This window comes from Vibrio sp. IB15 (assembly GCF_016406055.1).
Classification (GTDB): Bacteria; Pseudomonadota; Gammaproteobacteria; order Enterobacterales; family Vibrionaceae; genus Vibrio; species Vibrio chagasii.
In genome coordinates this window covers 1-25,993 of sequence record NZ_JAEFCE010000069.1, presented here as the reverse complement: position 1 = coordinate 25,993, position 25,993 = coordinate 1, and the positions used below count along the sequence as shown (strand labels likewise).

Annotated in this window: 16 protein-coding genes and 2 pseudogenes; 4 read left to right on the top strand and 14 right to left on the bottom strand. The window is 43.1% G+C overall.

Translation table 11 applies throughout. From position 1 onward, the window contains the following. Positions 1–97: 97 nt before the first annotated feature. The 6 genes and pseudogenes from JC606_RS19930 to JC606_RS19905 all read right to left on the bottom strand — a co-directional run bounded on the left by JC606_RS19930 (position 98) and on the right by JC606_RS19905 (position 8,000). Positions 98–241, bottom strand: a complete 144-nt coding sequence (locus tag JC606_RS19930; protein ID WP_102425723.1) for a DUF2256 domain-containing protein — start codon at positions 239–241, stop codon at positions 98–100. A gap of 305 nt (positions 242–546) precedes the next feature. After that, the gene (locus JC606_RS19925; RefSeq protein WP_198779275.1) at positions 547–4,263 is read right to left on the bottom strand and encodes an SbcC/MukB-like Walker B domain-containing protein; all 3,717 of its coding nucleotides are present in this window, start codon (positions 4,261–4,263) and stop codon (positions 547–549) included. Between the two features lie 5 nt (positions 4,264–4,268). Beyond that, positions 4,269–5,522, bottom strand: coding sequence for an exonuclease subunit SbcD (gene sbcD, locus JC606_RS19920; RefSeq protein ID WP_198779274.1), 1,254 nt, complete (start codon positions 5,520–5,522; stop codon positions 4,269–4,271). A 187-nt stretch (positions 5,523–5,709) separates the two neighbouring features. Further along, a complete protein-coding gene (locus JC606_RS19915; RefSeq protein WP_137408903.1) occupies positions 5,710–6,288 on the bottom strand; it encodes a porin family protein in 579 nt (192 codons plus the stop codon). Positions 6,289–6,761: 473 nt separating this feature from the next. Then, positions 6,762–7,293: pseudogene (locus tag JC606_RS19910) on the bottom strand (glutathione S-transferase family protein). Positions 7,294–7,403: 110 nt separating this feature from the next. After that, positions 7,404–8,000, bottom strand: a complete 597-nt coding sequence (locus JC606_RS19905) for a LysE/ArgO family amino acid transporter (protein WP_137408901.1) — start codon at positions 7,998–8,000, stop codon at positions 7,404–7,406. Between the two features lie 186 nt (positions 8,001–8,186). Between JC606_RS19905 and JC606_RS19900 the strand changes: the two genes are divergently transcribed. Then, positions 8,187–9,539 (top strand): sphingomyelin phosphodiesterase, encoded by a 1,353-nt coding sequence (locus JC606_RS19900; RefSeq protein ID WP_198779273.1) that lies wholly within the window; start codon positions 8,187–8,189, stop codon positions 9,537–9,539. A gap of 417 nt (positions 9,540–9,956) precedes the next feature. Then, complete coding sequence (locus tag JC606_RS19895) at positions 9,957–11,675, top strand: S8 family peptidase (protein ID WP_137408899.1); 1,719 nt, start codon at positions 9,957–9,959, stop codon at positions 11,673–11,675. Between the two features lie 138 nt (positions 11,676–11,813). Here JC606_RS19895 and JC606_RS19890 read toward each other — a convergent pair whose 3' ends face one another. Continuing rightward, on the bottom strand, positions 11,814–12,272 hold the full coding sequence (locus tag JC606_RS19890; RefSeq protein WP_137408898.1) for a GNAT family N-acetyltransferase: 459 nt from the start codon (positions 12,270–12,272) through the stop codon (positions 11,814–11,816). Positions 12,273–12,459: 187 nt separating this feature from the next. On the opposite strand from JC606_RS19890, the pseudogene JC606_RS19885 reads away from it, so the two are divergent. Both JC606_RS19885 and JC606_RS19880 read left to right on the top strand, forming a co-directional pair. Beyond that, positions 12,460–13,782: pseudogene (locus tag JC606_RS19885) on the top strand (sensor domain-containing diguanylate cyclase). 128 nt (positions 13,783–13,910) lie between these two features. Next, positions 13,911–14,654 carry a class I SAM-dependent DNA methyltransferase gene (locus JC606_RS19880; RefSeq protein ID WP_198779272.1) on the top strand — a complete coding sequence of 248 codons (744 nt, stop codon included), beginning with the start codon at positions 13,911–13,913 and terminating at the stop codon, positions 14,652–14,654. Positions 14,655–14,774: 120 nt separating this feature from the next. Here JC606_RS19880 and JC606_RS19875 read toward each other — a convergent pair whose 3' ends face one another. The 7 genes from JC606_RS19875 to JC606_RS19845 form a co-directional block, all read right to left on the bottom strand. Further along, entirely contained in the window at positions 14,775–16,802 is a 2,028-nt protein-coding gene (locus JC606_RS19875) for a TonB-dependent receptor domain-containing protein (protein WP_198779271.1), read from the bottom strand. A 154-nt stretch (positions 16,803–16,956) separates the two neighbouring features. After that, positions 16,957–19,146 carry an immunoglobulin-like domain-containing protein gene (locus JC606_RS19870; protein ID WP_137408895.1) on the bottom strand — a complete coding sequence of 730 codons (2,190 nt, stop codon included), beginning with the start codon at positions 19,144–19,146 and terminating at the stop codon, positions 16,957–16,959. 452 nt (positions 19,147–19,598) lie between these two features. After that, positions 19,599–20,594 carry a DHH family phosphoesterase gene (locus tag JC606_RS19865; protein WP_137408894.1) on the bottom strand — a complete coding sequence of 332 codons (996 nt, stop codon included), beginning with the start codon at positions 20,592–20,594 and terminating at the stop codon, positions 19,599–19,601. Positions 20,595–20,832: 238 nt separating this feature from the next. Beyond that, positions 20,833–22,542, bottom strand: a complete 1,710-nt coding sequence (locus JC606_RS19860) for a methyl-accepting chemotaxis protein (RefSeq protein ID WP_198779276.1) — start codon at positions 22,540–22,542, stop codon at positions 20,833–20,835. Between the two features lie 563 nt (positions 22,543–23,105). Next, positions 23,106–23,522 carry a MarR family winged helix-turn-helix transcriptional regulator gene (locus tag JC606_RS19855; protein ID WP_198779270.1) on the bottom strand — a complete coding sequence of 139 codons (417 nt, stop codon included), beginning with the start codon at positions 23,520–23,522 and terminating at the stop codon, positions 23,106–23,108. Further along, positions 23,500–24,474: a CDF family Co(II)/Ni(II) efflux transporter DmeF gene (gene dmeF / locus JC606_RS19850; protein WP_137408892.1), complete on the bottom strand. Its 975-nt coding sequence runs from the start codon at positions 24,472–24,474 to the stop codon at positions 23,500–23,502. The genes JC606_RS19855 and dmeF overlap by 23 nt, the downstream gene beginning before the upstream one ends. Positions 24,475–24,696: 222 nt before the next feature. Further along, on the bottom strand, positions 24,697–25,614 hold the full coding sequence (locus JC606_RS19845; protein WP_198779269.1) for a LysR family transcriptional regulator: 918 nt from the start codon (positions 25,612–25,614) through the stop codon (positions 24,697–24,699). Positions 25,615–25,993 lie beyond the last annotated feature (379 nt).

Sequence of the window (25,993 nt, the reverse complement as noted above, 5' to 3'; positions counted from 1 at the left end):
CGATTAACTGAATACTTGTAACCAAGAGCAGTTACACAGAATTATTTACAGGGTCGACCCTCGCTGTAGAGAATAACGAAGATTGCGCTAACAAAATCTAACCCTGTTTAGGTTTATTACGTCGACAACGCTCGGAACAGTACACCACTTCATCCCAACAGCGCTCCCACTTCTTGCGCCATGCGAATGGCTTTTGACACACAGGGCATGTCTTTGTCGGGAGGTGCGGCTTTTTGTGCATGAATGTTCCTTGTGTTTTGGCCTATCAATTGAAGTTCTAACAAAAAGATGCCCTATTAAGCTCGTTCATCGCTACAGGGAATGGTGATAGTTGTGATACCCAAGCTAACTTACCCAACTTCAAATAATGGTCGGAACTCTCTATCGTCCGACCATCTCTTCCAGCACTGGTATACAAATCAGAGCCCCATTCCGTCATCCCCAAGAAGGAGGAACGACTGAGTTGGGGATCTGCTTTTGTTGAAGCTGAAACCATTTCAACTCAACACGCTGGGCTTTTGATGCCAGACGACCAATCTCGAGATATTAAGCAACCACTTTGTACTGCTTTTCCATCTCGCTAACGCCAAGGCCTGCGTGCTTGGTTACTTTCAACTGAACAGGCACACGCTCTTTCAAAGCTTCAACGTGGCTAATGACACCGATCATTTTGCCTGATGCATTCAAGTTATCGAGTGCGTTCAATGCGATGTCTAGCGTGTCACTATCAAGCGTGCCAAAGCCTTCATCTAAGAACAGAGAATCAATACTAGTTTTATAACTAACAAGATCAGAAAGCGCTAATGCCAACGCCAAACTCACCAGGAAGCTTTCACCACCAGACAGAGTTTTGGTATCGCGCATTACGTCGCCCTGCCAGGTGTCTAGTACCTGTAGCTCTAAGCCATCGTCGGCTTTGCGTTTTAATTCATATCGACCATGCAAACGCTGTAATTGCTTGTTTGCTAAATACACTAAGTTTTCCAGTGTTAAGCCTTGGGCAAATTTGCGGAACTTGTCACCGTTCTTAGAACCAATCAGCGAATTCAAACGAGAAATATCATCAAACTCGACTTGTTGTTCGGAGATCTGCTTAAACAAATCTTGCTGGTTACTTCGATTCTGACTGTCTGTTTCAAGGTTGGCAGAAATTGCGCCAATTTTGCTCGCATGACTTTGCTGAGCTTCTTGACACTCAGCCGTTGCCTGCTCCACTAACTGTTGATCTTGTTCTTGCCATGTTTGCGCATTTTCGTGGTTTTGTAGCTCCACTTGCGCGGCTTTTGCCGTATTCAGCCTTGCTTGTGCACTGACAATTGCTTCATCCAGAGACTTCTTAAGGTTTTGTAATTGAGTTCGCAACTCCTCATCAAGCAGTGCCGCTTCAAAATCAACTTCCTCTTCAAACGGGCTCGCATGCAAAGCTTCAAACCAAACATTCTTCGCTTGCGTGAGGCTTGTTTGCTTCGCGGTTAACTCATCAGAAAAACCTGTATGTTTGGTTTGTTCGGTTCGATGTTCCAGTTCACAGCGATTGAGAACCAGCTGAGCCGCGTCAAATGTTGTGACTGCATCTGTTACCTTTTGCTTCATTGCTTGACTTGCGACTTGAATGTCTTGCTCACCAAACAACTGTGCTCTTTCACCGCTAATACGAGCTAACTCCGCTGTTAGCAATTCGCTTTCTTTGCTTAACGTGTCCAGTTCTTTCTGCGCACTGCTTAGCTTGTCATCCCGTGTTTTTTGCTCAGCACATTCGGTAATCAAACGCTTCTCTAGTTCAGACTGTTGCTGTTTGGTTTGCAGCCATGTGTTTGAGGCTTGCAGTTTTTCAGCAAACCAAGCATCAATGTACTCAAGTTCAGGTGCCTCAATTGAGGTTTCCACAATGCTCTCTTTGAGTGAGTGCCATTGTTGCTCTTTGGCTTGCGTGGTTTGAGCCGCTTGCTCATTCGCGACTTGGTTTTGCTTATTGAGGTCGTTGAAGCGCTCCTCCGCTAACACAAGATTAGTTTGCGCTTTATCAGCCGTAACACTCGCTGATAAACGTTGTTTTTCCGCCTCAGCATAGCTGTTTTTAGCATCCACTAAGACTTTCAGCTGCTGCTGGGTTTGATTTACGTGAAGCTCACATTGCTCTACGAAAGCCGTCACCGCCATCTCATTCCCCAAGTCAGTCACAGAAAGCAGTGTTAACTCCAGCGTCACATTAGGAAAGTCAGACAAACTCTGTTGAAGCTTACCTATTACAGATTGCCAATTAAGTTGAGCTTGCTGGATATCCGCTTGTGCTCGTTGAATATGATCGCTTAGTGCTGTGATCATAGGAGCAAGAGAATCCAACTGTTGGCGATGCTCTTGACCATCTTTCTTAATGACCGCTAACTCATCTTTTTCTCGCTCTTGCTGAGCAATCAAGTTCGCAATATCTTGTGACTGCTCAACCGTATGTTCAGTAGAACCACACAGCGGACATTCAGAGCCAGATTCCAATTTCGCACGGTACTTAGCTAACTCTCCCTCTTGCGCAATTAACAAGGTTAAGCGCTCAAGTGATGTCTCTTTCTCTTTGTATCTTTCTACCAGTACTTCACGCTCTTTCGATAGCTTGTCAGCTTGCTGAACGTTAGTTTGATGGGCTTGTGTCTTAACTGTGAGCTGTTGCTGTGCGTTTAAAAAGTCACGATTGATTTCAAACAATGAGTGGGTGTTGCGATTCCAAAGCTCCAACAACTCTTTTTGAGCAAGTAATACTGTTTCACTGGTGTTCGCGTTTAGCGCTTCCCATTGCTGCTTGGTATTGTTCTCGGCCAGCACCAATTCAGCCAGAGCTTGATCTTGCGATGCTTTGGTTTGCTGTGCGTTTTTAATCACAGCTTGTTGAGCTTCTAGCGCCGTATAGGTTTGCTTCGCTAGGTTGAGTTGTTGCGAATGCTGAGATTCTAACGTACGCACTTGCTCAACTTTGGCTTGCCACTGACCTAAGTGCTTTTCGAGGTGTTGGTCCGCCTGATGCGCCTCTAGATAGCCAGCACTTAGCTTTTCTTGCTGTTTCAACTCGTCAATCTGTTGCACCAACATAAGCTGTTGATTACGTTGCTGTGCGTGTTGTTCATTCAACGTATTTGCGGCGTTAACCGCCGAGGTTTGCTTGTCTTTGAGTACCGATATTTGGTTGTCCAGTGGGCGGACTTGCTCAATGATCTTTTCTTGATCCTGTTGCTCGGCTTTCACTTTTTCAACCGATTCGCTACTTTGAATCAGCTTGGCTTGGGCGTCTAACTTCTCGGCCTCCCGCACTGTGAGCAACTTAGTACTGTTATCTAGGTTAATTTGCGTAAGATTGAGCTCATGCTCGCAGCGTTTTAGGTCTTTGTGCAACGGTCGCAATTTCTCAGCAGGTTCGCTGTTTGCCAAACGAACCAAGGATGATTGGTTTTGCTCTAAATCACCTTGCGCTGTTTTTAAATCCTGTTCACTGGTCGCAATAGTATGCTGCGCTTTGGTGACGTCTTTCCACCAGCTAAGGTGAGCTTGCCACTCTTTTAATTGTTCAGCTAAACGTTTCTGTTCAATTTCTAAGGTGTCACGCTCTGTTGTCAGCTCTTGAATCTGCTCATCAGACAGTAAACTCACACCCTCAGCTTTCGCTTTCAGGTGGTTGAGTGATTGTTCACTCGACTTAAAGTGATCATAAATACGCTCTGATATTAGGCTGTAGACCTCGGTACCGGTTAACTCTTCTAGAAGCTCGGCTCGGTCATTTGCGTTGGCATTTAAGAAGGCGGCAAATTCGCCTTGAGACAGCATGATCGACTTAGTAAAGCGAGAGAAGTCCAAACCAGTCACCTGCTCAACCAACTTAGTCTTCTTGGTTAGCATGGTCTCTAAGACTTTGTCGGTATCTGCATCAGCAAATTCACATGTTGGTGTTTGCAGTGCACCATCGTGCTTGCCGCGAGCTCGCTTTTGGTGGAAGTTAGAACGGTAAGTTTTGCCCTGTACTTCAAATTCAAGTTCAGCGAAACACTCACCTGTACCGCGAGTCATCAGCTCGTTATTGCCTTTAGCTATGCTTTTCAAACGAGGCGTGCGGTGGAATAGCGCTAAACAAATTGCATCCAGAATAGTCGTTTTACCCGCACCTGTTGGGCCCGTGATTGCAAACAGGCCGTTTTCTGCAAACGGTGATTGGGTGAAATCGAGCTTCCAACGCCCTTTCAAAGAGTTAAGGTTTTCAAATTCTAGGCTTAAAATCTTCATACTCGTTACTCTTCTACTTTGTTTGTTGCTTGAGCGCTTTCAGACACTTCGACCATGACCTGCTTAAACTTCACCGTCATTCGTTCTAAGCGTGCTTTTTCAGACTCAGTTTCGAACTCTTCTAAGGCAATACGCTTGGTAAACACATCCATTGGGCTAAGTTCAGACAGGGTTTCTGCTGATTCTTTCTCCAACGCTTGGTTACGACGCTCTCTTGCGCGGCGCAGTTGCAATACTTCCACGTTCAAGCCTTCAGTCAATGCACGCATACGCTCTTGTAGATCAGATAGGTAATCTTGAGCCTGCACCTCTATCGACAACCAAACACTTTGTTCACCATCCAAACCAATGTATTGGTTCAGTTGAGACTCTATCTCGCTCAAATCGCCTTTGATTTCAGCAAGCGGTTGGAATGTCGGGACAACCAATTGAGAAATGGTTCGTTCGCCTTCAGAAAACTCAACCACGCACACCTGCTTTTGAGATTTAAGCTCATCAAAGCTAAGTGGGATTGGAGAGCCGGAATAACGAATGTATTCACGTTTAGCCACTACTTGTGGGCGGTGAATATGACCAAGAGCAATGTAGTCGGCATCAGGGAAACCGTCCGCAGCAAAGCCATCTAGGTTACCAACGTAAATATCACGTACAGAATCTGACTGTTGAACGCCCATTGCAGTAAGGTGTCCCGTAGCGATGATTGGCATGTGCTCATGGTTTTCATAGGTAGAGCGCTTAGCGACCGCTGCTTCATAAACACTTTGGTAGTGCTGCTTGATTGCATCGCCAAGCTGTTTTTGACGCTCAACACCAGTTACACCGGCTTGACTGGTCAGCACATCGCGAGGACGAATAAACGGAATGGCACACACAAGCGCTTCTACATCACCGGCTTTACCCTTGAGTTCAACAACCTGAGTCGCATGTTCTTCGTTGGTATTTGGGATGACGTCAGCGCCCATGTATTTGAGCAGCTGTTGGGTCTCTTTCAGGACCGAAACGGAATCGTGGTTTCCGCCTAGCAGTACCAATTGGCAGCCGATCATGTTCGAATCGACAACAAACTTGTTATACATCTCACGAGCGTAACTTGGTGGCGTACTGGTATCGAAAATGTCACCAGCAACGATGATCGCATCGATGTCATGTTCAGTAACTTGCTCAAGTAACCATTGTAAGAAACGTTCATGTTCATTCTTACGGCTTTTATTGTAGAAGTTTTGGCCAAGGTGCCAATCGGACGTGTGAAGAATCTTCATTGCTGCTCACTGGAAGTCGGTAATACCTATAATCTACCAAAATCGCTCATACAATTCCCTTTTATAAGCTTGTGAAAAGCAACTAATTTTACGCATGAACGCGTCATAGGCTATAGCTACAAAAAAGCCGCTCATAATCAGAGCGGCTTTCGTATCAACTATAAACAATTTCAGGTCTCAACATGCGTCAGAAATTGTAAGAAGCACCCAGTGTTACTGTGCTAAATGCTACATCTCGGCTGCTTAGACGTACTTTATTACCGTTAATATAAGCGAAGTTTTCAACGTTCACGGCATCAGCTTGTGAGATCAGACGAAGTGTTAGGTTCTCTACTGGCGTGTATTCAACACCAACACCGAAGTGGAAGCCTGCGCCGGAGTCATCACCATAGAAAGCACTGTTGCTTGAGTTCAAATCTACGTAGCTTAAACCCGCTAGTACAAATGGACGGATTGAGTTATCGAAAGTGTAACCAACATTCGCAGCTACTGAGAGAGACGTTGGTGAAAGCTTCTTTTGACCAAATAACTCATAATCAGCGTAGTCCGTGTAGCCTAGTTCGATACCGACAATACGGTTGAAGTGATAACCGCCGTAAAGGTTGTAACCCATGCCGTCAGAATCTAAATTAGCGCCACCGTCCGTGTCTGAATCTTGATATACACCAAGGCCAGCACCAATGTATGGACCACCCTCAATACCAGCAGCAAATGTAGGAAGTGAAACCAAGCCAACTAGGCCTAATAGAAATGTTGATTTAAGCATGAAAATACCCTTTTTAGTTTGTTCCACAGTACCGTTCATCAACTATTAATAGGTTTCCGACACTATTCCAACGGTTGCGATACTGTTTAAATAAATTATTCAAGCGACTCCTAACAAACAATAAAACACTGTTCATTTGCGGAGTGATTGGGAAATTATCACGACAACTTTCATTCACCAAGCGAATAGTTCATAAATTTTATAGAGTCTTATTTATGAGACAAAATAGAGCAAAAGCATAAAGATGAGTAAGAATCGCAGTATCAGCATTAAATAAATAGCTATAAAACAGTTAGTTATAGAACAATCAATCATATAGAGTGGTTGGTATATTCTAGCTATTACTTAATACTCCCCTTTTTGGAAAACAAAAAAGCTCACGCTATTGATTAATAGAGTGAGCTTTAATTTATCCTTTCAAACCATTCAGAACGAGGTACCATTAAAGTATATTTAAAATAGTGAATTTAATATTAATGAGCTTCAGCAAGGCTTGCCAAATAGGTATTCGTTAAATAGAAGCCACTAAACTTTTCTACAAAATCTTGAGGTACCGTTTTCTCCGTTAAGCCCGACTTAATCAAAGCGCTCTGCCATGCTTGCACTTTAGGAAAACCTTCTAACATATCAAAACCTGAACGTTCTTTTATCACCGATGCACGGTGTAATAGTGGCAGCCAAGCAATATCGACATTTGAAATGTAATTACCTTTAAAGAATTGAGTATCGCCTAATTTATTTTCAGCTTTAAGAAACGCTTTTTGAAGGTTTGCCAAGCGCGTATTTATCGTCAAGGTATTCAACAATCGCATCAGATTCAAATAATACGGTGTCATCTTCCGTCACTAGCACAGGCACTTGTCCATTTGGGGAAATATCCAAAAACCACAGTGGCTTGTTGTTAAGCTCAATGTATTCGATTTCAAACGGCACTTTTTTCATAACTAGAGCCCCCATTACACGTTGAAAAAATGGGCAGTTTTTAAAGTTAATCAGTTTAATCATTGTTGACTCCGTATCAGGTCATTAATTTGTATTTACATCCCTAAGACGAGCGTCATCAACAAAAGACGAAGTCTAATTCTATTTTTCTAAAAATTAAGAAATGCAGCCACTTAAACGATTAAAGAAATTACTATAGATGCCATTATTACACCCACAACAAGTTCCAATACCTTCCAGGCTCGCGGGTTCTTAAACATCGGAGCCAAGAAACGCGCACCAAAGCCAAGAGAAAAGAAGAACACAAAAGAAGCCGATACCGCTCCAGATCCAAATAACAACTGATTAGGTTGATATTGAGTAGAAATGGAACCTAATAACACCAAGGTGTCCAGATAGACGTGTGGGTTTAGCCAAGTAAACGCTACGCACATGGCTATCGCTTTGGTTAACGAGTCTTTGGTTTCAGCACTTGCTTCTAGCGCATGATTTTCAGTAAATGCAGAGCGGAAACTTAAAAATGAATACACACCCAAAAACATTACTCCACCATAACGAGCAATCTGTTCGATTTGAGGAAACTGCTTAACAACAGCCCCGAAGCCTGTGACGCCCAAACTAATCAGCAATGCATCAGAGACAGCACACACCGTACAAATTACCAAAACATGTTGGTTCTTTAGGCCTTGCTTTAGTACAAAAGCATTTTGCGAACCTATCGCAAGGATCAGCGAAAGTCCGAGGGAGAAACCAGCAAAATAAGTCGTCATTAAATGTACTTCGAAATAGGTTGGATAATCATAAGTTACTATAAAATGGTGTAACTTTTCATAATTTTTACAATATGATCACATATCCGTTACACAACACAAAACCAACACAATCATATTGCAACCACATGCATATGAGGGCTACTTTCTGACTTCGATTTTAGGAATGTAATCAAAGGAAGAAACATGATTAAAAAGGTATGTTTAACACTGATACTTTGGGCAATAGCGAGCCAAGCACTCGCAACATCGCTTTATTATATAAACCGCACTGACAAACCCATATTGATAAACCTTTCAGTAGACTCCAGTGCGCCTGTCAGTAATGGTTACCAATACAGGTTAACAGGAAATGACTTAGTAATTTGGCCCTATCAAAAAGCTAAAGTGGCTGATTTTAATCGATATTATGGAATTGTGAATGGCGCTACATATGATTACTTTCTGACAATATCACGATTGACTGATGAGGGAACATGGGAAATCAAACCGCAAGAACCCGTCGCTCAACTTAAGTTGGTTGGTCATAGTTCAGGTACTACGCTGTCTTATGGGTATAAAGGTCAAGGCATGATGACCGACTACAACCCGTACATTCTTCATCGATATAATCAAGATGGATATCACTCTGAGTTCGGCGTTAAAGCGGTATACACATCGGGTTTTGACGACGTTGAATTTGTGGTGTCTGAGCATACGATCAATGACACTGAATATGAGCCAAACATTCTCAACGTCGCATCATACAATTTATGGTTGCTTCCTTCTGTGTCTTCCAATATTGCAGACCGTGCAAGCATCATGAGCCATAGCCTTTCTGGGTTTGATGTACTCGCCCTGCAAGAAGCTTTTTCGATCGATAGAGAAATTTTGTTCAACAAGTTAGCGGATGAATTTCCTTACAGAACCGAGGTTGTTGGTGGTAACAGTAATGCACTGTACGATGGCGGTGTGGTGACATTTAGCCGACATCCAATCATCGAAACCGATAGTATCGTTTTCGAACACTGTACAGGCACTGACTGCTACGCGGATAAAGGCGTTGTATATACCAAGATTAATAAGGATGGCGAGATATACCACATTTTCAATACACACCTTGCCTCTTTCAACACACCTTCAGCCAAGCGTCTAAGACGCCTACAACTCGGCCTAATGCGAACCTTTATGTTGACTAAAGGCATCCCTTCCAATGAAGCGGTTATCTACGCCGGAGACTTCAATATCGACAAAAATAGTGACTTCATGGAATATCTTCTGATGTTGGCGACATTGGATGTTGATCCGCCAGAGTTCAGGGGCTACACCCGAGCAACTTTTGATCCGACCATCAACCCATACGCCGCGAACAAATATTCGGGTGGTGATGATGTCGAGTATCTAGATTACGTTTTTGTCAGTAGAGTGCATAGGCAAGCAATCAGTAACACAAATACGGTGAAGCTCAACCAAAGACTAAACTCAGAAACTTGGGGAAGTTGGCATTTATCCGACCATTTTGCTATTGATGCTAACTTTGTATTTAATCCAAATGACTAACCTTCTAAAACAACCTTAAGGTTGAACTGACAAACACACTTAGGATGCTCGTTCTGTTCCTTCAATAAGAAGATCGAGCTCCTTACCCCCTCCTTTCCACTGGCTCAATGAAAACCTTACCGCCTGCTAAATAACAAATTAATCAATTGATTTTTAAGAAGTTTAACCCCCAATGCGTATTTTATAAATGTTTAATTTATTAATAGAATTCAGCTCAAACTTTAAAGCTTAAAAATCGATCACAGTGAGATCTCAATACCATTTCATTGACCAAGCGAATGATAGAAGTCTAATTGCATATTACCTTTTGACTGCTTTTTGGACGGGCATTTCCCGCTCACTAAACTGGCTAAACGCGTGTTTACGCATTGCGTTTAAAAACAGTTTTAGCCGCATAACTATAAGGACGCTACACAGATGAAATACGGATACAGACTTACCACTCTCGCTTTAGCTATCATCGCTTCTTCACACGCCACCGCTACAACAGTCAAAGAAGAGAGTGTTACGCCACATATCGTCAATTCGCCTTTCATACAAGACGTAAAAGGTACGATTGTTGAAGATTACTCTAAACAAACCATTCAACCATCCTTGTTCTCAATGAGAATGATGAGCTCTGCTGATTCACAGCGCGGCGATTGGTTCAATTTATCTGCGAGCTACACAAGGCTTCAAGGCGTAGGTTCTGACGTGGTATATGACTACCTTATGCCACCACTTAAGCCAGAGCCAGTGATCGTGGCTGTTCTTGATTCGGGCGTTGATGTGGAACATGAAGACCTGAAAAACAAGCTTTGGACGAACAAAGGCGAGATCCCAGATAACGGTATTGATGATGACGGCAATGGCTACATCGACGATATTCACGGATGGAACTTTCTCGGAAACTCCTTAGGGATCAACGTTGACCAAGATACATTAGAAGTCACACGGGAATACAAGAAGTACCTGAAACTGAAAGAAAATGGGCGTTGGATTCCACGCAAAAAACGAAAGTACTATGAAGGCGTTGAGTCCGACTACCTCTCCTCTTTAAAAGACGATCAAGATGCGTTAAATCGTGTCACTACCGCGATTGACCAAGCCAACGAATACAAACAAGAGATTCTTCAATACGTTGATCAGAAAGACTTTTCGACGAACGGATTAAAAACGCTATTAGATAACGAAAACGCTAGCGTCGTTGCAGCGGCGCAAGGCCTACTTAGCCTATTTGAATCTTGGTACTCATTTGAATACTTGGAATCTCGTCGTAGCCGCTATCAAGACTCTTTAGACTTCCATTTAAATCTTGAGCTCGATACTCGTCGCGACATCGTGTTAGATGACATCAATAACCCATGGGAAAAGGGTTACGGTAACAACGATGTAAAGGGGCCAGTTGGCTCACACGGCACTCACGTTGCGGGTATCATCGCTGCTGAACGAGGAAACTTTATCGGTATCGATGGGGTTGCAGACCATGCACAAATTATGGCGGTACGCATGGTGCCAAATGGCGATGAGCGAGATAAAGACATTGCCAACGCGGTGCGCTATGCCGTCGATAATGGCGCAAAGATCATTAACATGAGTTTCGGAAAAAGCTACTCACCTCGCAAGTACATTGTTGACCATGCATTCCGCTATGCCGCTCGTAAAGGGGTCCTGATTGTCCACTCTGCGGGTAATAGCCGTAACGACAACGACATCAAACCAAGCTTTCCAAACCGCTACGCTAAGCACTACCGTTCAAAGCCTATCTCAACATGGTTAGATGTAGGTGCATCTGCAAAATACGCAGACCAAAGCTTAGTGGCAAGCTTCAGTAACTTTGGACAAAAATCTGTTGATGTATTTGCTCCTGGGTATCGCATTCTTTCAACTACACCAGGCAACACTTACGGTTCGAAAAGTGGTACCAGCATGGCAGCACCTGTGGTTTCAGGTGTCGCTGCTTTAGTGTGGTCTCGCTATCCTGACCTATCAGTGAAAGAACTGAAGTCGCTATTAATGAACGAATCAAAAGTCTATCCAGAATTACTTGTTAAAAAGCCTTCTAGCCCGACAGATTTAGTGCCTTTCAACACTCTATCGATTTCTGGCGGTGTGGTAGACGCTGAGGCTATATTCACAGAGTTGGAAACACGCTAACACCTTATTATCTATTGATTAATTATGAAAAAGGTTGCCCGAGGCAACCTTTTTGCTTTTCACAACAACAACAGAGATTCCATACCATTGAACGTGATAGGGAATCTCTTTATACGGTGTAATTCTACTAGACCATATTTAGCGTAATTCGATACTCATGAACTGGCTGTAAGGGTCTAGTTCATAATCCGCGAAGGGTTCGCAGTAACCAAACCCAAACTTCTCGTACAAATTACGTGCAGGCTTAAAATACTCTTCAGAGCCCGTTTCCAAGCTGATTCTTTGATATTGGCGGTTTGAAGCCGTGTCTAAAACATGCTGCAAGAGTTTGCTCGCTACTCCTGTATTGCGAGCAAACTGAGAGGTTCGCATCGATTTAAGCTCGGCATGTTGGGAATCCAACTCTTTAATAGCAACACAACCCAATAATTGACTGTCTTTCCATGCACTGAAAAAAGTAATCTCTGGTGATCTCAAAGCATCAAGATCGAGTGCATGAACGCTTTCTGGTGGCGACGTCGCATACATGTCAGCTAAATGCTCTTCTAATAGCCGAATAACCTCTCCGCCTGACAAATCATCAATTTTTATTTTCATAACGCTTTAATTATCCTTAATAAAATTTTAATCCGTTTTCCATTCAGTAAAATTACGCTAGTGTAGTTAAATGATAAATATCATACTTTGCATGTAGAGTCTCGCTGCATTTACCCTGTCTATCAGCGATATACCCAAGTTAATGCAAAGCACCTTTTTGCGGTAGAGATTAATTGATCAGACCGATATGAGTATCCAACTAGACTTAACGACAGCCTTACCTTGCCAGAACTTCGATTCTGCCCAAGGCTACATTACCCTCCAGGATCATCAGGTCATTGATGTCGACGATAATATCGCGACCCTATTTGGTTACGATGACCGAGAATCGCTATTAAAGAATGTCGATTTCGTCTATGCCTTAATACCCGATAGCTACCATGGCACAGTGCGTGAACGCTACGTTTCTGCAATCAAAGGTCAACTGCAAAAAGGTAAAGTCTATAAAGATATCCCTATTAATGGACGCCGACTCTCTTTGTTTAGCCTTGCGCACATGATTAAGCTCAACAACCGTCCAGCTCTCCGCGTTATGCTTGTCGATATTACGGCAGTTGTCGCATCTGAGCGTAAGCTCCAAGAAAAAGACCACATGTACCGGACGCTACTGAAAAGCTCGAAACAAGGTGTGCTCATTCATCAAAACTTCAAACCTTTGATGGTCAATCAGGCATGGGTTGAAATGCAGGGTGCTAAATCTATTGAGCAAGTCCTTGCTATGAATTCGGTCATCTCTATTATTCCACCCGACAATCGTATCAACGCTCTAAAGCGTAGCCAGAATATTATGGCCGGTCACACGCCGAGTTTTAGTTCAGTGGTCGAAAACCGTTGCCTTGATGGAAGTAAAAAATACTTCAATATTTACGACAACATCATCTACTGGGAAGGTGAAAAAGCGATTCAAGTGGTGGTCGAAGATGTCACTAGTAAAGTCGCACTAGAAAAGGAGTTAATTCATCGCGCACTTCACGATGACCTTACGCAGGTATTAACTCGTCAGGCGGTTTATGACTGGCTAAAAAAACCGACTAACAATCAAGCTAATATGTCTTGCTTGCTACTCGATATTGACGACTTCAAGAATGTGAACGACCAATTTGGACATAGCGTCGGTGACACCGTCATTCGCACACTCGCAACCATCATCAAGAAACATGTCAAAGCTCTAAATGGTGTTGTTGGCCGTTAGGGTGGTGAAGAATTTATTGTCTTCTTTCCGAAGTCTCAGACAAACCATGCCACTGCATTGTCCACGGCAGAATCCCAGGCAACAATTGTCGGTGAGCGTATTTGTGAAGAATTTCGAAGCCATCAATTCATCGGTTTTAACCGAAAATCATTTAGCACAAGTGTCAGTATCGGTGTCACCGACAGCTGTATAATACGAACAAGTAACTCGCTCAATAACTTGATTCGTGTAACAGATGATGCCCTCTATCAGGCTAAATCGAATGGTAAAAATAGAGTGTCGGTCAACACGGAATGTGAATGCGCAGAATGTGAGTAATGAAAGAATTGCTACGCATCAATAAAGGTTTATTAACTCGATAAATCAATCAAAGATTTTCTTGTTATTTTCAAGTTCTAGTTTACTATGCGCCACCCCAATTTTTTCAGCAAATGCTGCAGGCAAACATGTCCGCCAACGCGCTCTATACCGACCTATCCGGTTACTATGATTTAATGTGTGTTGATATTGACTACCAAGCGCAAAGTCACTGCGTTCGTAGGCTACATCAGATTTTTGGAAATGAAGGAAGAACTCACCTAGACCTTGGTTGTGGCACTGGCCCACACGTTCGTCACTTTATTGATTATGGCTATCAAAGCAATGGACTTGACCTAAACCAGCCCATGTTAGATATCGCTCAAATACGCTGCCCTGAGGCCAACTTTTCAGTACAGAACATGAGTAATTTCGAGGTATCAGAACCGTTCGACCTCATCACTTGTTTCTTATATTCGATCCACTACAACGATGGTATCGAGAAGTTAAAAGAGTGCATTGCCAGCGTTCATAAAGCGCTAAAACAAGGCGGTGTGTTCTGTTTCAATGTGGTCGACAAAAATAAGATCAGTAATGCTCTGTTTGTTCGTCATACTACCAATCAAGAACAGGACGATTTTACCTTCCGCTCAGGCTGGTATTACTCGGGTGAAGGCGACAAGCAAGCATTGAAGCTCAGCATCGAGAAAACCACTGCTGGTGAGACTCAGATATGGAACGATGAACACCCAATGGTTGCGTTCTCATTTAAAGAGTTAATCGAAATTTTGAAGCCCTACTTTGAGGTTCACATTTTCGAGCATGACAATGAGAAGCTTTTACCTTGGGATACGCACTCAGGTAATGCGCTCATTGCGTGTGTGAAAAGCTGAGTAAATTCGGAACCTATGTTCGCTCTACTGCGAGCACTAAAATAAAAAGACCCCACACAACGTTAAGTCATGTGGGGTCTTTTTCATGTGTATTAACTTATCGGATCAAACGGTGATTGATTAGAAGTCAGCCGTCATACCTACGTAGTAAGTACGTGGTTCTTCGACGTAACCCATATTCTCAAGCTCTTGAGATACCGCTTCGTCCGTCAAGTTAGTGATACCCGCACGAATACGAACAGAATCATTCACGTTGTAAACCGTACCAATATTCAATGTTGTATACGCATCTTGAGTTAGATCCGTTTCGATATTACGTTCGCCACGGTAGCGCGCGCTAATAAAGGTGTTTAGATCGTAAGTTGGGCTCCAGTTTAGCTTAACCAAACCAGAATGCTTGTAACGCTCTAACAGCTCTTCACCCGTTGATTTGTCTTCTGTGTCTAGGAAAGAGTAGTTACCAGAAATACCCCACTCGTCGGTGATTTGGAATTGACCCGTAAGCTCTGCACCTTGGACTACTGCTTCTGAAACATTAGTGTAAGTACGTTTACCGTTTACATAACCTGTTGAGCTTGAACTATCTGCACACCCTTTACCCGCTTCAAATACTCCACCGTTCTCACAATAGGTATCATCACGATCAATTAGGTCATTGATTTCATTTCGGAACAATGCACCTTCGACATTCCAACGAGGTTGGCTATAGATAGCAGCGATCTCGTAGTTCAAACTGGTTTCAGGCTTAAGGTCTTCGTTACCATGTAAATCACAAACACCCTTACAACTGTTCACTGTGTAATCCGCTTGGTTTTGTGTTAAAGATGGCGCCTTAAATGCTTTACCAACACCACCTTTGATGATTAAGTCATTCGTTGTTTGGTGAACCAAGTACACTCGCGGGCTAAATTCTTCACCGTATAGCTCGTGTTTATCTAGACGACCACCGATTGTTGCTGTTAGTTGCTCCGTCATTAACCATTGGTCTTGAATAAACAATGCACCTTGGTAAGCCTCGGATGTCCCGTTAACTAGGTTTTCTCTGTTCGTTAACTCACTTAACTGGTAATCCATACCAAACGTAACGGTATGACTATCACCTAGATAGGTTGTTGCTGAAGCTTCTACAATTTGCGTCAATTCTTCAACATCACTGCTGTAGTTATTTCCTAAATCAGCTGCGTCACTATCAGTTACGTTTTCACGCGAGTAACGCACTTGTGTATCACCCCAGCTCCAAAAACCGCTGTGTATTATCGCTTGGCTGTTACGTACAACTTTACTGTCAATTGGATTTGCACCTGTAGCATATTCAGCCAAACCATCACGTTGGTCGTCGCTGTAACCTAAGTCTAAATCGATGGTTTGATTATCAGTTGCATGCCAAGTTAACGTACCTAATAGGCTTAACGTATCGCGGCCTTCTAGTGCAGTCACATCTTCTCTATCACAACCCGAAGAGTGAATACCAGAATATGACTGCCATGCATCACGGCTCGTTTGGTTAATAGAGAAACGAGCAAACAACTCATCTTCAATCAAAGCACCAGAGGTCGTTAGACCTACAGACTGCTCCTGCCCACCATTACCATCCATTGGTGACGAGGTATCCATACTTAATGTCGAACTCCACTCATTGACAGGGGCTTTAGTAATAATGTTGATGGTACCGCCCATACCGTCAGAGCCGTATAGTGCCGACATTGGGCCACGGATGATTTCCACACGTTCGATAGATTCAGTAGGAATTGTAGAAAGATCGAAATCGTTGCCACGGATAATGGCACTTGCTGAACTTAAACGTCGACCGTTTACCATGATAAGCGTGTAATCAGAATCCATACCACGAATAGAGATCATCTGACGGCCAGCACGCGTGCTATCAAAGTCAGACTCAACACTCGTTGATTCAGCAACGATGTCTGCCAAGGTAATACCTGGGCTATCTTCGATGTCTTGAGCAGTAATTACAGACATAGAAGCTGGTGCTTGTTTCAACGCCATCTCTGTACGAGTAGCGGTAACTACCATTTGCTCATCTGTATCCTTCACTCCCTCTTGCGCTAATAGGTTTGGCGAAAGTGAAGTACAAATAACAGCGACTGCGATCGATAAAGGCTTACGAGTAAAAAGGGATCTCTCAGACATGATATTCATTCTTATATTTGATTGGTAATGATAGTTGTGACATTAATAAGACCGAGGTCATGATTCGATTTGGATTAACTAATAAAAAAAGAGAGGCACAATGGCCTCTCTTTGGTCTTTTGCTTTATGGTGTTAAGTATACAGAGCTAGCAGATTAAAGCTTTGTCCAAGCGTCTTGCCAGTATTGGCTATCTCCTGGAGCATAAGATGCGCTTGCACACCACGCTGTGTATGGCCAAGGCTTACATTCGTATAAGCCATTGTCACTGCCGACTACAATATCGCCCGCTTCGTAGTTCGTTCCGGCTTCATACGGAGGGTAATCACCTGGAGGTGGCGTTGTACCGCCCTCTTCTTTGATAACGAATGAGTTATCGACCATCACCATTTCGCCGTCTGTTGCTTTACCAACGACTTCAAGCTTGTATTGGCCTTCGGCTACATCGTACAGATCCATTGTTATTGCACGACTGTCAGTTAGGTTAACTTTGGTCTGCTCTACTACAGTACCTGCGCTGTTAATCACCATAGCTGTTACATCTAACGCTTCGTTTGATGTCAGTGTGAATTGTAAACGTACATTGCCGTTATCTAGTACGTATTCCGACTGAAAGCCAGATACGTTCAGTTCTGGGTCACCACCTGGATCAGGGTTTCCACCACATGAGCTGTCTGAAACCTTTCTCCAAACGCCCCACTCACCTGTCGTTCCTGGCTCTTCACCACGGGTATACCAGCCTGCTCCCCAAGTCGCGCCGTCGTGTGATACTTGGTCACCTTCAACATAAACAGTGTCGGCATCCCATGCAGCAGCACAGTTAGAACCATCAGTCACTGACACTTTACGCTCAGCAGTGACGGTTTGATGAGCACTGTCTGTCACACTGTATACAAGCGTGTAGTTGCCCATTTCAATCACATCGACACTACCAGTGTGTGTAATAGAACTTGTTAGGTCACCATCTTCAGCATCGTTTGCAGTCACACCAGCCATCGGATCAAATGCGCTACCTAACATGACAGTAGTATCAGACACGCCATCGAATACAGGTTTTTGGCTGTAAACTTCGACCGTTCTTACTTTAGTTGCTTCATTGTTATCACTGTCTTTCACGCGGTAGGTTAGAACATAAGTACCGATAACACTGGTTTCAACGTAACCTTCAACATCAATTGATGAAGTTAAATCACCATCTTCTTTATCTGTTGCTGTCACGCCTTCCATTGGGTCAAAAACAGTGCCGTGAAGAACACGTGTATTCTCAACACCTTTCAACACAGGCTCACCTTCAACCGGTGGCGGTGTCACTTGGCCGTGAACAAAAGGACCGTAGTCTTTAATGAATTGTTCGTTGTACGCTTGACCGGCTTTGTTAGTACCCATATCCCAGTTGATAGACCAAGTCATCACGCCACGTAAAGGCTGACCTTGCGCCGTTAGGCTATCGAATGCGTCGTACAAATCTTGTGGCTCTTGCACAAAACCAGTTGCTGCAGCATCGATACTTGAAGGGATACCAAACACTAACTTGTCGTGCGGGATCTTATGGAAACCGCGAGTGCCGTTGATTAGTGAGTCAGAGATGTAGTAGATGAACTCTTCTTTTAATGCATCGTTGTTTTGTGCGATCCAACCTACGCCTTCAACCCAGATACCGTCACCACCTTGGTTATAAAACTGCGGGTTGATCCAATCGTAGTAACCTTCCAAGTTATCGATGTAAGGAACATACTTACCACCCGTCGTTAGGTACGGGAACTCAGGTGCCATTGTAATAAGGAAGTTTTTACCTTCTGCACGATAGTGATCTTTCACTAGCTTCAGCGCATCTGGAATAACGGTTTGGTTGTTTGCAGCAGTAACGGCCGCTTGTTCTAGGTCGATATCTAGACCATCAAAGCCATAGCGCTCCGTAAGACGAATGATCTCATCAGCAAAGGCTCTTTCATCACCGGTTTCTAGCTCTACGTGTGCATCTGCACCACCCAAAGCCAATAGTACAGAGCGACCTTGCTTGTTGAGTTCTGAGATTTGGTCAATAAATTGTTCTTCTGAGAGCCCAACCGTTGGGTCCAGTTTAAAAGTTGGGATTCGACCATCCGCTACATCGTACACTTTCATGAATGATACATTCACGATGTTGTACATAGGGTTCACTTCATCCAATGTCACGCAAGGTGCATTACCACCTTGATAACCGCCGCCATCACACCAGTTGTGCCAATAACCTACCACGACTCCTGAATCTGGATTCGTCATGTCAGATCCATTTGCATAAACCGCGCCCGACATGGCCGCCATGCCGACTGATACTGCTAATTGTAGAGCTTTACGTTTCAACATTAGTCCCACTTCCTTACTTAACAGCTGTGCCAATCACAACCGAACCAATTCATTTTAATCATGAATATTTATAGAGAAGTATTGGAATTTATAGGAAATAACGACCTTTGATTTAACTTGTGATTTTAAGTCACAGATTGAATATTAGAATCAATATAATTTTGACTTTTCATTCAAATTAAAATGCGAAACAAGCTCATTTCTAGCAGTTTATATTGACCATATAAATATATTAAGCAGCGTTAATTCACGAAGAAAATTAAGCTTTATATACGAGGGTAAGATCGTCAAACGAACTGAATAAAAGCTCTAAAGTTAATGATATTTATAAATTTTTTATTTTTCGAGTGATATCACCAAAACTTGCAAATGGATTAATTGGACGTACAAGCCCAATTAAATCCCACATATAAACCTCTACACTAATAAATCAAATAAATATAACATCATGATCATTTCGAATGGTCTGAATAATAGTTCTCTATTCGTTCAATCAGACTCAGCTTATCTATTTCTTTAAGCGAATTTATTCCTGCAGCGGCCTTCCTTCCGCCCCCAGTATCAAAACTCGAACAAATTTCATCTGCACCAACTCTGTTTGATAAAGGCGCTCTTAGGCTCACAGTGTAAGACTGGCCATCAGTGTTTTTTGTTAACACCGCTTGTGCTCGATCTGGGTCTTGATTCACTATTTCATTGCTAAACACGCCACTGATTCGTCTAGCCCAAGTCTCTGCAGGCAATTCGAACACGCGCGCGACTTCACTCTCATAGATCGGAGTAAGGTTTGATAATTGTTGGTTGTCAGTTTGATAAGCGATGCGAAGTTGATAAAACACGGAATCTTTATCATCCAAGAGATCGAATGGGTTCGGATATTGATAAAGCGCTTGGTAAAGCTCAGTCGGTGAAAAGTGCAGATCACTCAATGACGCGCCATAGCCGTTATAGTTGATTAGCGTGCCTAGCTCTTCCAAAAATTCAGTTTGAGGTTGGTCAAATCCATTTGTTAGCGCTAATCGTGCAGCCACCGCTTTTAAATTATCACCAAACGCTGCTGCGATTGCCCACGCTACATATTCTCCCTTGAGTTTTTGGTTGATCAAAAGACTTGTGCAACACTCCGGTGCTGTATTAATCAGAGTCTCAAGGTACTCAGACTTGGGGATGTCCCCTGTACGATGGTGGTCGCAGTAAAAGACAGTAACCTCATCAGCAAGCAGTGATTGTAATGCGGGTAGATTTTTCTCCATCGACACGTCTAAAACAGTCACCGATGTGACATCACTTTGGAGATTCTGTTCCGCTAGTTGGGCAACAGCCTGCGAAAGCAGCTTGATATCGCGTTTCACCCCCGTGATTAAAGTGCTCTCTTTAGGCTCATGTAGGCGCAGTTGAAGCAATGCGATGATGCCATCTGCATCTCCGTTGAATACGTCGTAATGCATTTTGTTCCTCTTCCCGTGAGATTCAGCCATTCACGATAAAGTAATGTGTACAGATTGTATCGTGAAGGTATAACTAAGCTTAATAGACGATGATTATTTTAACCTTATTTCATAGATACTTAAGTCCGATTTGGAATGCCTTATTCTTAATCCTCTATCTTCGTGCCTGTCCATACCTTTCAAATACAAAAAGGCGCAGATAGTCTGCGCCTTTGGTTTTAGTTATTTTGGTGCTTGATTAGGACGTTTTGAACTGTGCGACTGCTTTATCCATCTCATGGGCTTGCTCTGCCACTTTGTCTACTTCAACTAAACAGTGCTGTGCTGAGGCATTGTTATCGTGTGAGATGGCATTGAGTTCCGTGATGGAGTCACTCACTTGTGCCATCACAGCACCCTGCTCTTCTATTGCAGACGCAATGCGTTCAGAGTTACCTTGAATGCTCTGCATGTCGCTTAAGATAAGCTGCAGACTAGCATCCAGCTCTTCTGAATCTTTAAGCGTTAGCTGACCTTGCTGGTTACACTCACCAATTTCAGTCATCGATGCCTGCATCTGGCTTTGAATTGCACTCACCACCGAGGTTATCTCTGTCGTCGACTGATGTGTTCTGCTTGCTAGTGCGCGTACTTCATCTGCTACCACTGCGAAGCCACGCCCTTGCTCACCGGCACGTGCTGCTTCAATTGCAGCGTTCAACGCTAGTAGGTTAGTTTGTTCAGCAATGCCTTGGATAATGTTGACTGCATCACCGATTTGATCAACATGATGGTTCAGTGAGCTGATTGAATCTTGACTGCTTGATAGACGTTCAGACAACTGAGTAATGTTATTGATAGTATCGACCACGACTTCACGCCCCTTGTCTGCATTCACTTTCGCTTGTTGAACGCCTTCTGCAGCAACAGAGGTGCTTTCTGAAATTTCACCAATCGTTAATACCATTTCTTGAACAGATGTTGTCATGGTTGAGGTGTGGTTAGCTTGAACTTCAAACTGTTTGATTACAGACTCAAGCTCGTCGTGCATGTTAGAAGTACTTTGAGTCAGTTGTAGAGACTTAGATTGAGAGGCCGAAATCAAGCCTTCAAGCTGATCAAGCAATTGGTTGAAGTATTGACCTAACGTGCTCAACTCATCTTTACCATCAAGGTGTGAACGTATTGACACATCGTTGGAATCGACAATATTGCGGATCACCGAAAGCAATGACTCAATTTTACCAATGATAGAGCGAACGATTAACCAGCTGAACAAAATGATCGACACAAGTAATGTGACGCAAAGGATGTTGTTGATCAGTGATAGTTTGTCCATCTCCTTTTGAGTTTCTTGGTCGAGTACTGCTGAAAACTCTTTAAACTGAGTCTCAATCACATGTGAACCAGAGCGTGCTTCCCCAAGAAGGCCCTCATTGTGTTTAAGTCCAATAACTTTCTTCTGTTCAACCACTTGCTTTGCTGTCTCTAGCAAGGCACTCGAGCTTAAAGAAAGCATGCTCGGATCAAAGGTACCTTTTTCAATCAAATCATTAAAAAGATAAAGCTCTACTTTTTGCTCAGCGCTCGCGGTTGCACTCATGCTATCTAGCACTTCATGAAACTGTCCCAAAAGACCTTTGTCTCTCGCGAGTCCATAGACTTCCGTTGCTTTTACCAGTTCAACGAAACTCGTATGGTACGTCTCGATGTCTTCACGTAAGTGTGTACTGTTTACTAAACCTAAATCGTTCAGAACAACATTGAGCTGTGATTCTGAAGCCAAAAACTTGTTGTAGTTCACGTCGAACTTATCTAGGTATTTCATATCATTTCGTAACAAGAAGTCTTTCTCGTTACGGCGCAGGTTAAGCAGGCGAACTTCGAGTTCTTTGGTGATTTGTTTAGCTTCGCTCATTTGAGCAGTCGTATCTGCGAATTGTGAAGTGGTGAACAGCAATGAAACCATGCCGAAAATGGAAAACATTCCCAATGAATAGAGCTTTTTCTTTATATCCATAGATGTGACTCGTCTTTACTAAATTTAGGTATCTAAGGCTGGGCGTCTGACTGTTTTATCTCGCCCATGCTATTTCGTTATTTTTATCTTTTTACCAATAATGGGCGCTTTACAGGGGCTGTTTTGCCCCTATATCTCGCCATTGCACATTCATCGAAAATGCAAATGGGAAAACCCATTAAAGTTAAAATCATCAATAACACAAATTAGTACGATGTACATTAGCAAGATTATAAAATTGGGATACAAAGGTTTCTCATGTTTGATACAAACGTTAAAAACAGCCCTGACACCTTTTAAATAAAGGGATTTGGAGATTTTCTCACCGCCCCTTTTGTTTAGATGAGTTCCTGTGATAAGTGCCTAATTTTATTAAACAAGTCACTGTTTAACGAGCGTCGGAACCGCTCATCAGATAGCAAAAAGCCGACATCAACTGTCGGCTTTGTAAGTTCATCTTGTGACACAAAAATTCGCACACCCTTGGATGCGAGCGAATAACCTGGAACACGTTAAAAAGCTTTCACCATTTGAGTTAAGCACTTCAATAGCACCGCTTTGTCTTGTTCTTCTATACGTTGGGTTAGCTCATTGACAAGATTTAGGTGAAGTTGGTTATGGTGAACGTGGATCTTTTGCCCTTCATCAGTTAAAGCAACCACAATTGCTCGGCGATCGGTTGGGTGTTCATGTCGTTCAATCAACTCTGCCTTAACTAACTTCTCAATTTGAACAGTAAGTGTGCCTGTTGTAATACCAAGCTTTTCGGCAAGCTCTTTCATTCTCAATGCGCCATGCATGCCCAATACTTCAATCGTATGGACCTGCGCGAGCGAGTAACCCGTTTCTTTAACAACGGATTGCTCCCACGAAGACATTTTATCGTAGAACTCAGTCAATATTTGGTTAAGCTGTTCTATGTTTTGCATGGCCGTTTGAGTGCACTTCAAGAGTAAGATGATTTATCTTATCAAACTTGGCGAGCATTTGTTTATATTCAGAAACGGATTTATCACTGATTGATTCAAGAGTAATCGCTGCTGAATAATGATGACCACTCACCTTCCACATATGAAAATCTGTAACGGAAGCATAAGGCGATAACGTTTCGATCACCGAGTCACGGTATTCCTGGTGGATATTTTCATCGAGTAAGATTGGGCTAGTCTGTTTCATAAGGTTCATAGTCCACTTGGCAATGACCAGCGCGCCGACCATCCCCATCACTGCATCTAACCAGTTCCAACCATAAAACTTACCAAACAGCAGCGCGACAATTGCGAGTAATGACGTTAACGTATCCGCTAGAACGTGCATATACGCAGCGCGTAGATTGTGATCATGGTGATGCTCAGTGTGACTATGATGATGCGTATCATCATGGCTATGTGAGTGACTATGCGAATGCCCGTGAGCGTGTCCATGATCATGGTCGTGATGGTGGTCTCCCAACAAGAACATGCTTACAACATTCACCGTAAGACCAATACAAGCGACGATAATCGCTTCATTAAATTGAATGGCTTGAGGGTTGAAAAAACGATGTACCGATTCCACCAGCATCAACAGAGCCACAATCCCCAAAGCAATAGCACTGGTGTAGCCCCCTAACACACTCACTTTACCTGTACCAAAAGAGAAACGAGCACTATCGGCATGTTTTCTTGCGTAACGATAAGCAAACAAAGTGATGCCAAACGCTGCTGCGTGTGTGCCCATGTGCCAACCATCTGCAAGCAATGCCATCGAGCCATACACAGTACCTGCGATGATTTCGATAAACATGGTCGTGACAGTCAGTAGCAGGACATAGAAAGTGCGCTTTTCACCTTGGCTGTTATGTGAAGAGAAGTTGTGGTGGTGATGGGTTGTAAAGCTCAAAATGGTGTCCTTAGTCTTATGCTCAAAGTTGATGTTGCTGATCAGTCAAACTAATTTGAAAATCAAGTAGTTTGATTATCAAAGTTAATGATACTAAATTTAGTTTGATAATCAAACATTGTCAATGCGGCATTTCCTGTGACGTATATGGCAGCGACAAAAAAGCCCACATACAGTGGGCTCAGAATCGTTTATTGGTTGTTATGCGAGTTTGCTGCGACGCTAATCAACGCCTTTTTGTAGCAATGTAATCTCATCATTCACCCATCCTAAAAGTTGCTTTGTGGCTTTCGATAAGACTTGATTCTGCCTTACGATATAACCAAGACTGGTGCTAGAAAAGTTGATTAATGGCGTGACCTTGGACTTAAGGTGTTGCTTAGTTGAGATCGCAAACTCAGGAATGATAGCGACACCAAACCCCGCCTCCGCCCAGTCAATTTGTGCGTCGACGCTCCCTACTTCCATGACTCTGTGATTGGGTAGATCCAAACTGGGTAAACCTTCATCGATGAAGTCGCGCGTTCTCGTATCATGACCCAGTAGGATCAAGGTCAGTTCAGAATCGACTTCATCTTTCTGAGTATCATTATCCTTTGAATTGTCAGAATTTTGAGGATCCAAACCATCTCCTAGCGCACACCATGATAACTCTTGAAGCTTAGTAAAATAGAGCGACTCGTTATGCTGCTCTTTCGCAATCACAAAGCCAAGGTCAGCCTTAGCGTTCTTCACCAAACTCGATGCTTGAGATGAGGTGGTATTGAGCAATGTGAGGTCGATACCCGGATATTGCGCTTTAAATTTCTGGAAAGGACGAATCAATAAAAATCGAGAGATAATGTCACTAACCGCAATGGTTAGCGTGCCAATTTTGAGGTCATTAATCGCATTGAGATCAGCCTGACATACCTGCAACTCAAGCAAGGTTCTTTTGCTGGTTTCTAAGAGCCTTTCGCCCGCTTGAGTTAGCTGAAATGGGCTTCTTTCTATCAGCTTGATGCGTGTCAGTTGTTCAAGTTGTTTTAAATGCAAGCTTACGTTTGGCTGTGTCATATGTAGAGCGTTGGCCGCCTTACCGAAATGTTTGTGTTCGGCTAACGTCACAAACGTGTTCAACAAATTGATATCAAGCATCATCTTCTCTCTTGTGTTACTTCCAATTGTTCGGCACTAAAAACGCGTCACTCTCTATTTCACAGTCCCGCTGCTCCGTCATTCCCTACGGTAAGGGACGAACGTAATAAGGAATCTCGCTTGTGGTTTGAGATTCCTGATACCTCGTTCCTCGGTTCTGGAATGACGCTAACAAACCGAGTGAACGTTCGGTTCATCACTTCCAAAGAAAAGAACTACAAACGCGTCACTCTCTATTTCACAATTCACCAGTTCCGTCATTCCCTACAGTGAGGAACGTATATGGACTCCCCTAGTATTGCAAGGAAACGAGTAAAGGTATGCAAGTGCACGTATATTCGGTTTCTTTATGGGGAGCTACCCCGAACCTCTATGGCTTAAT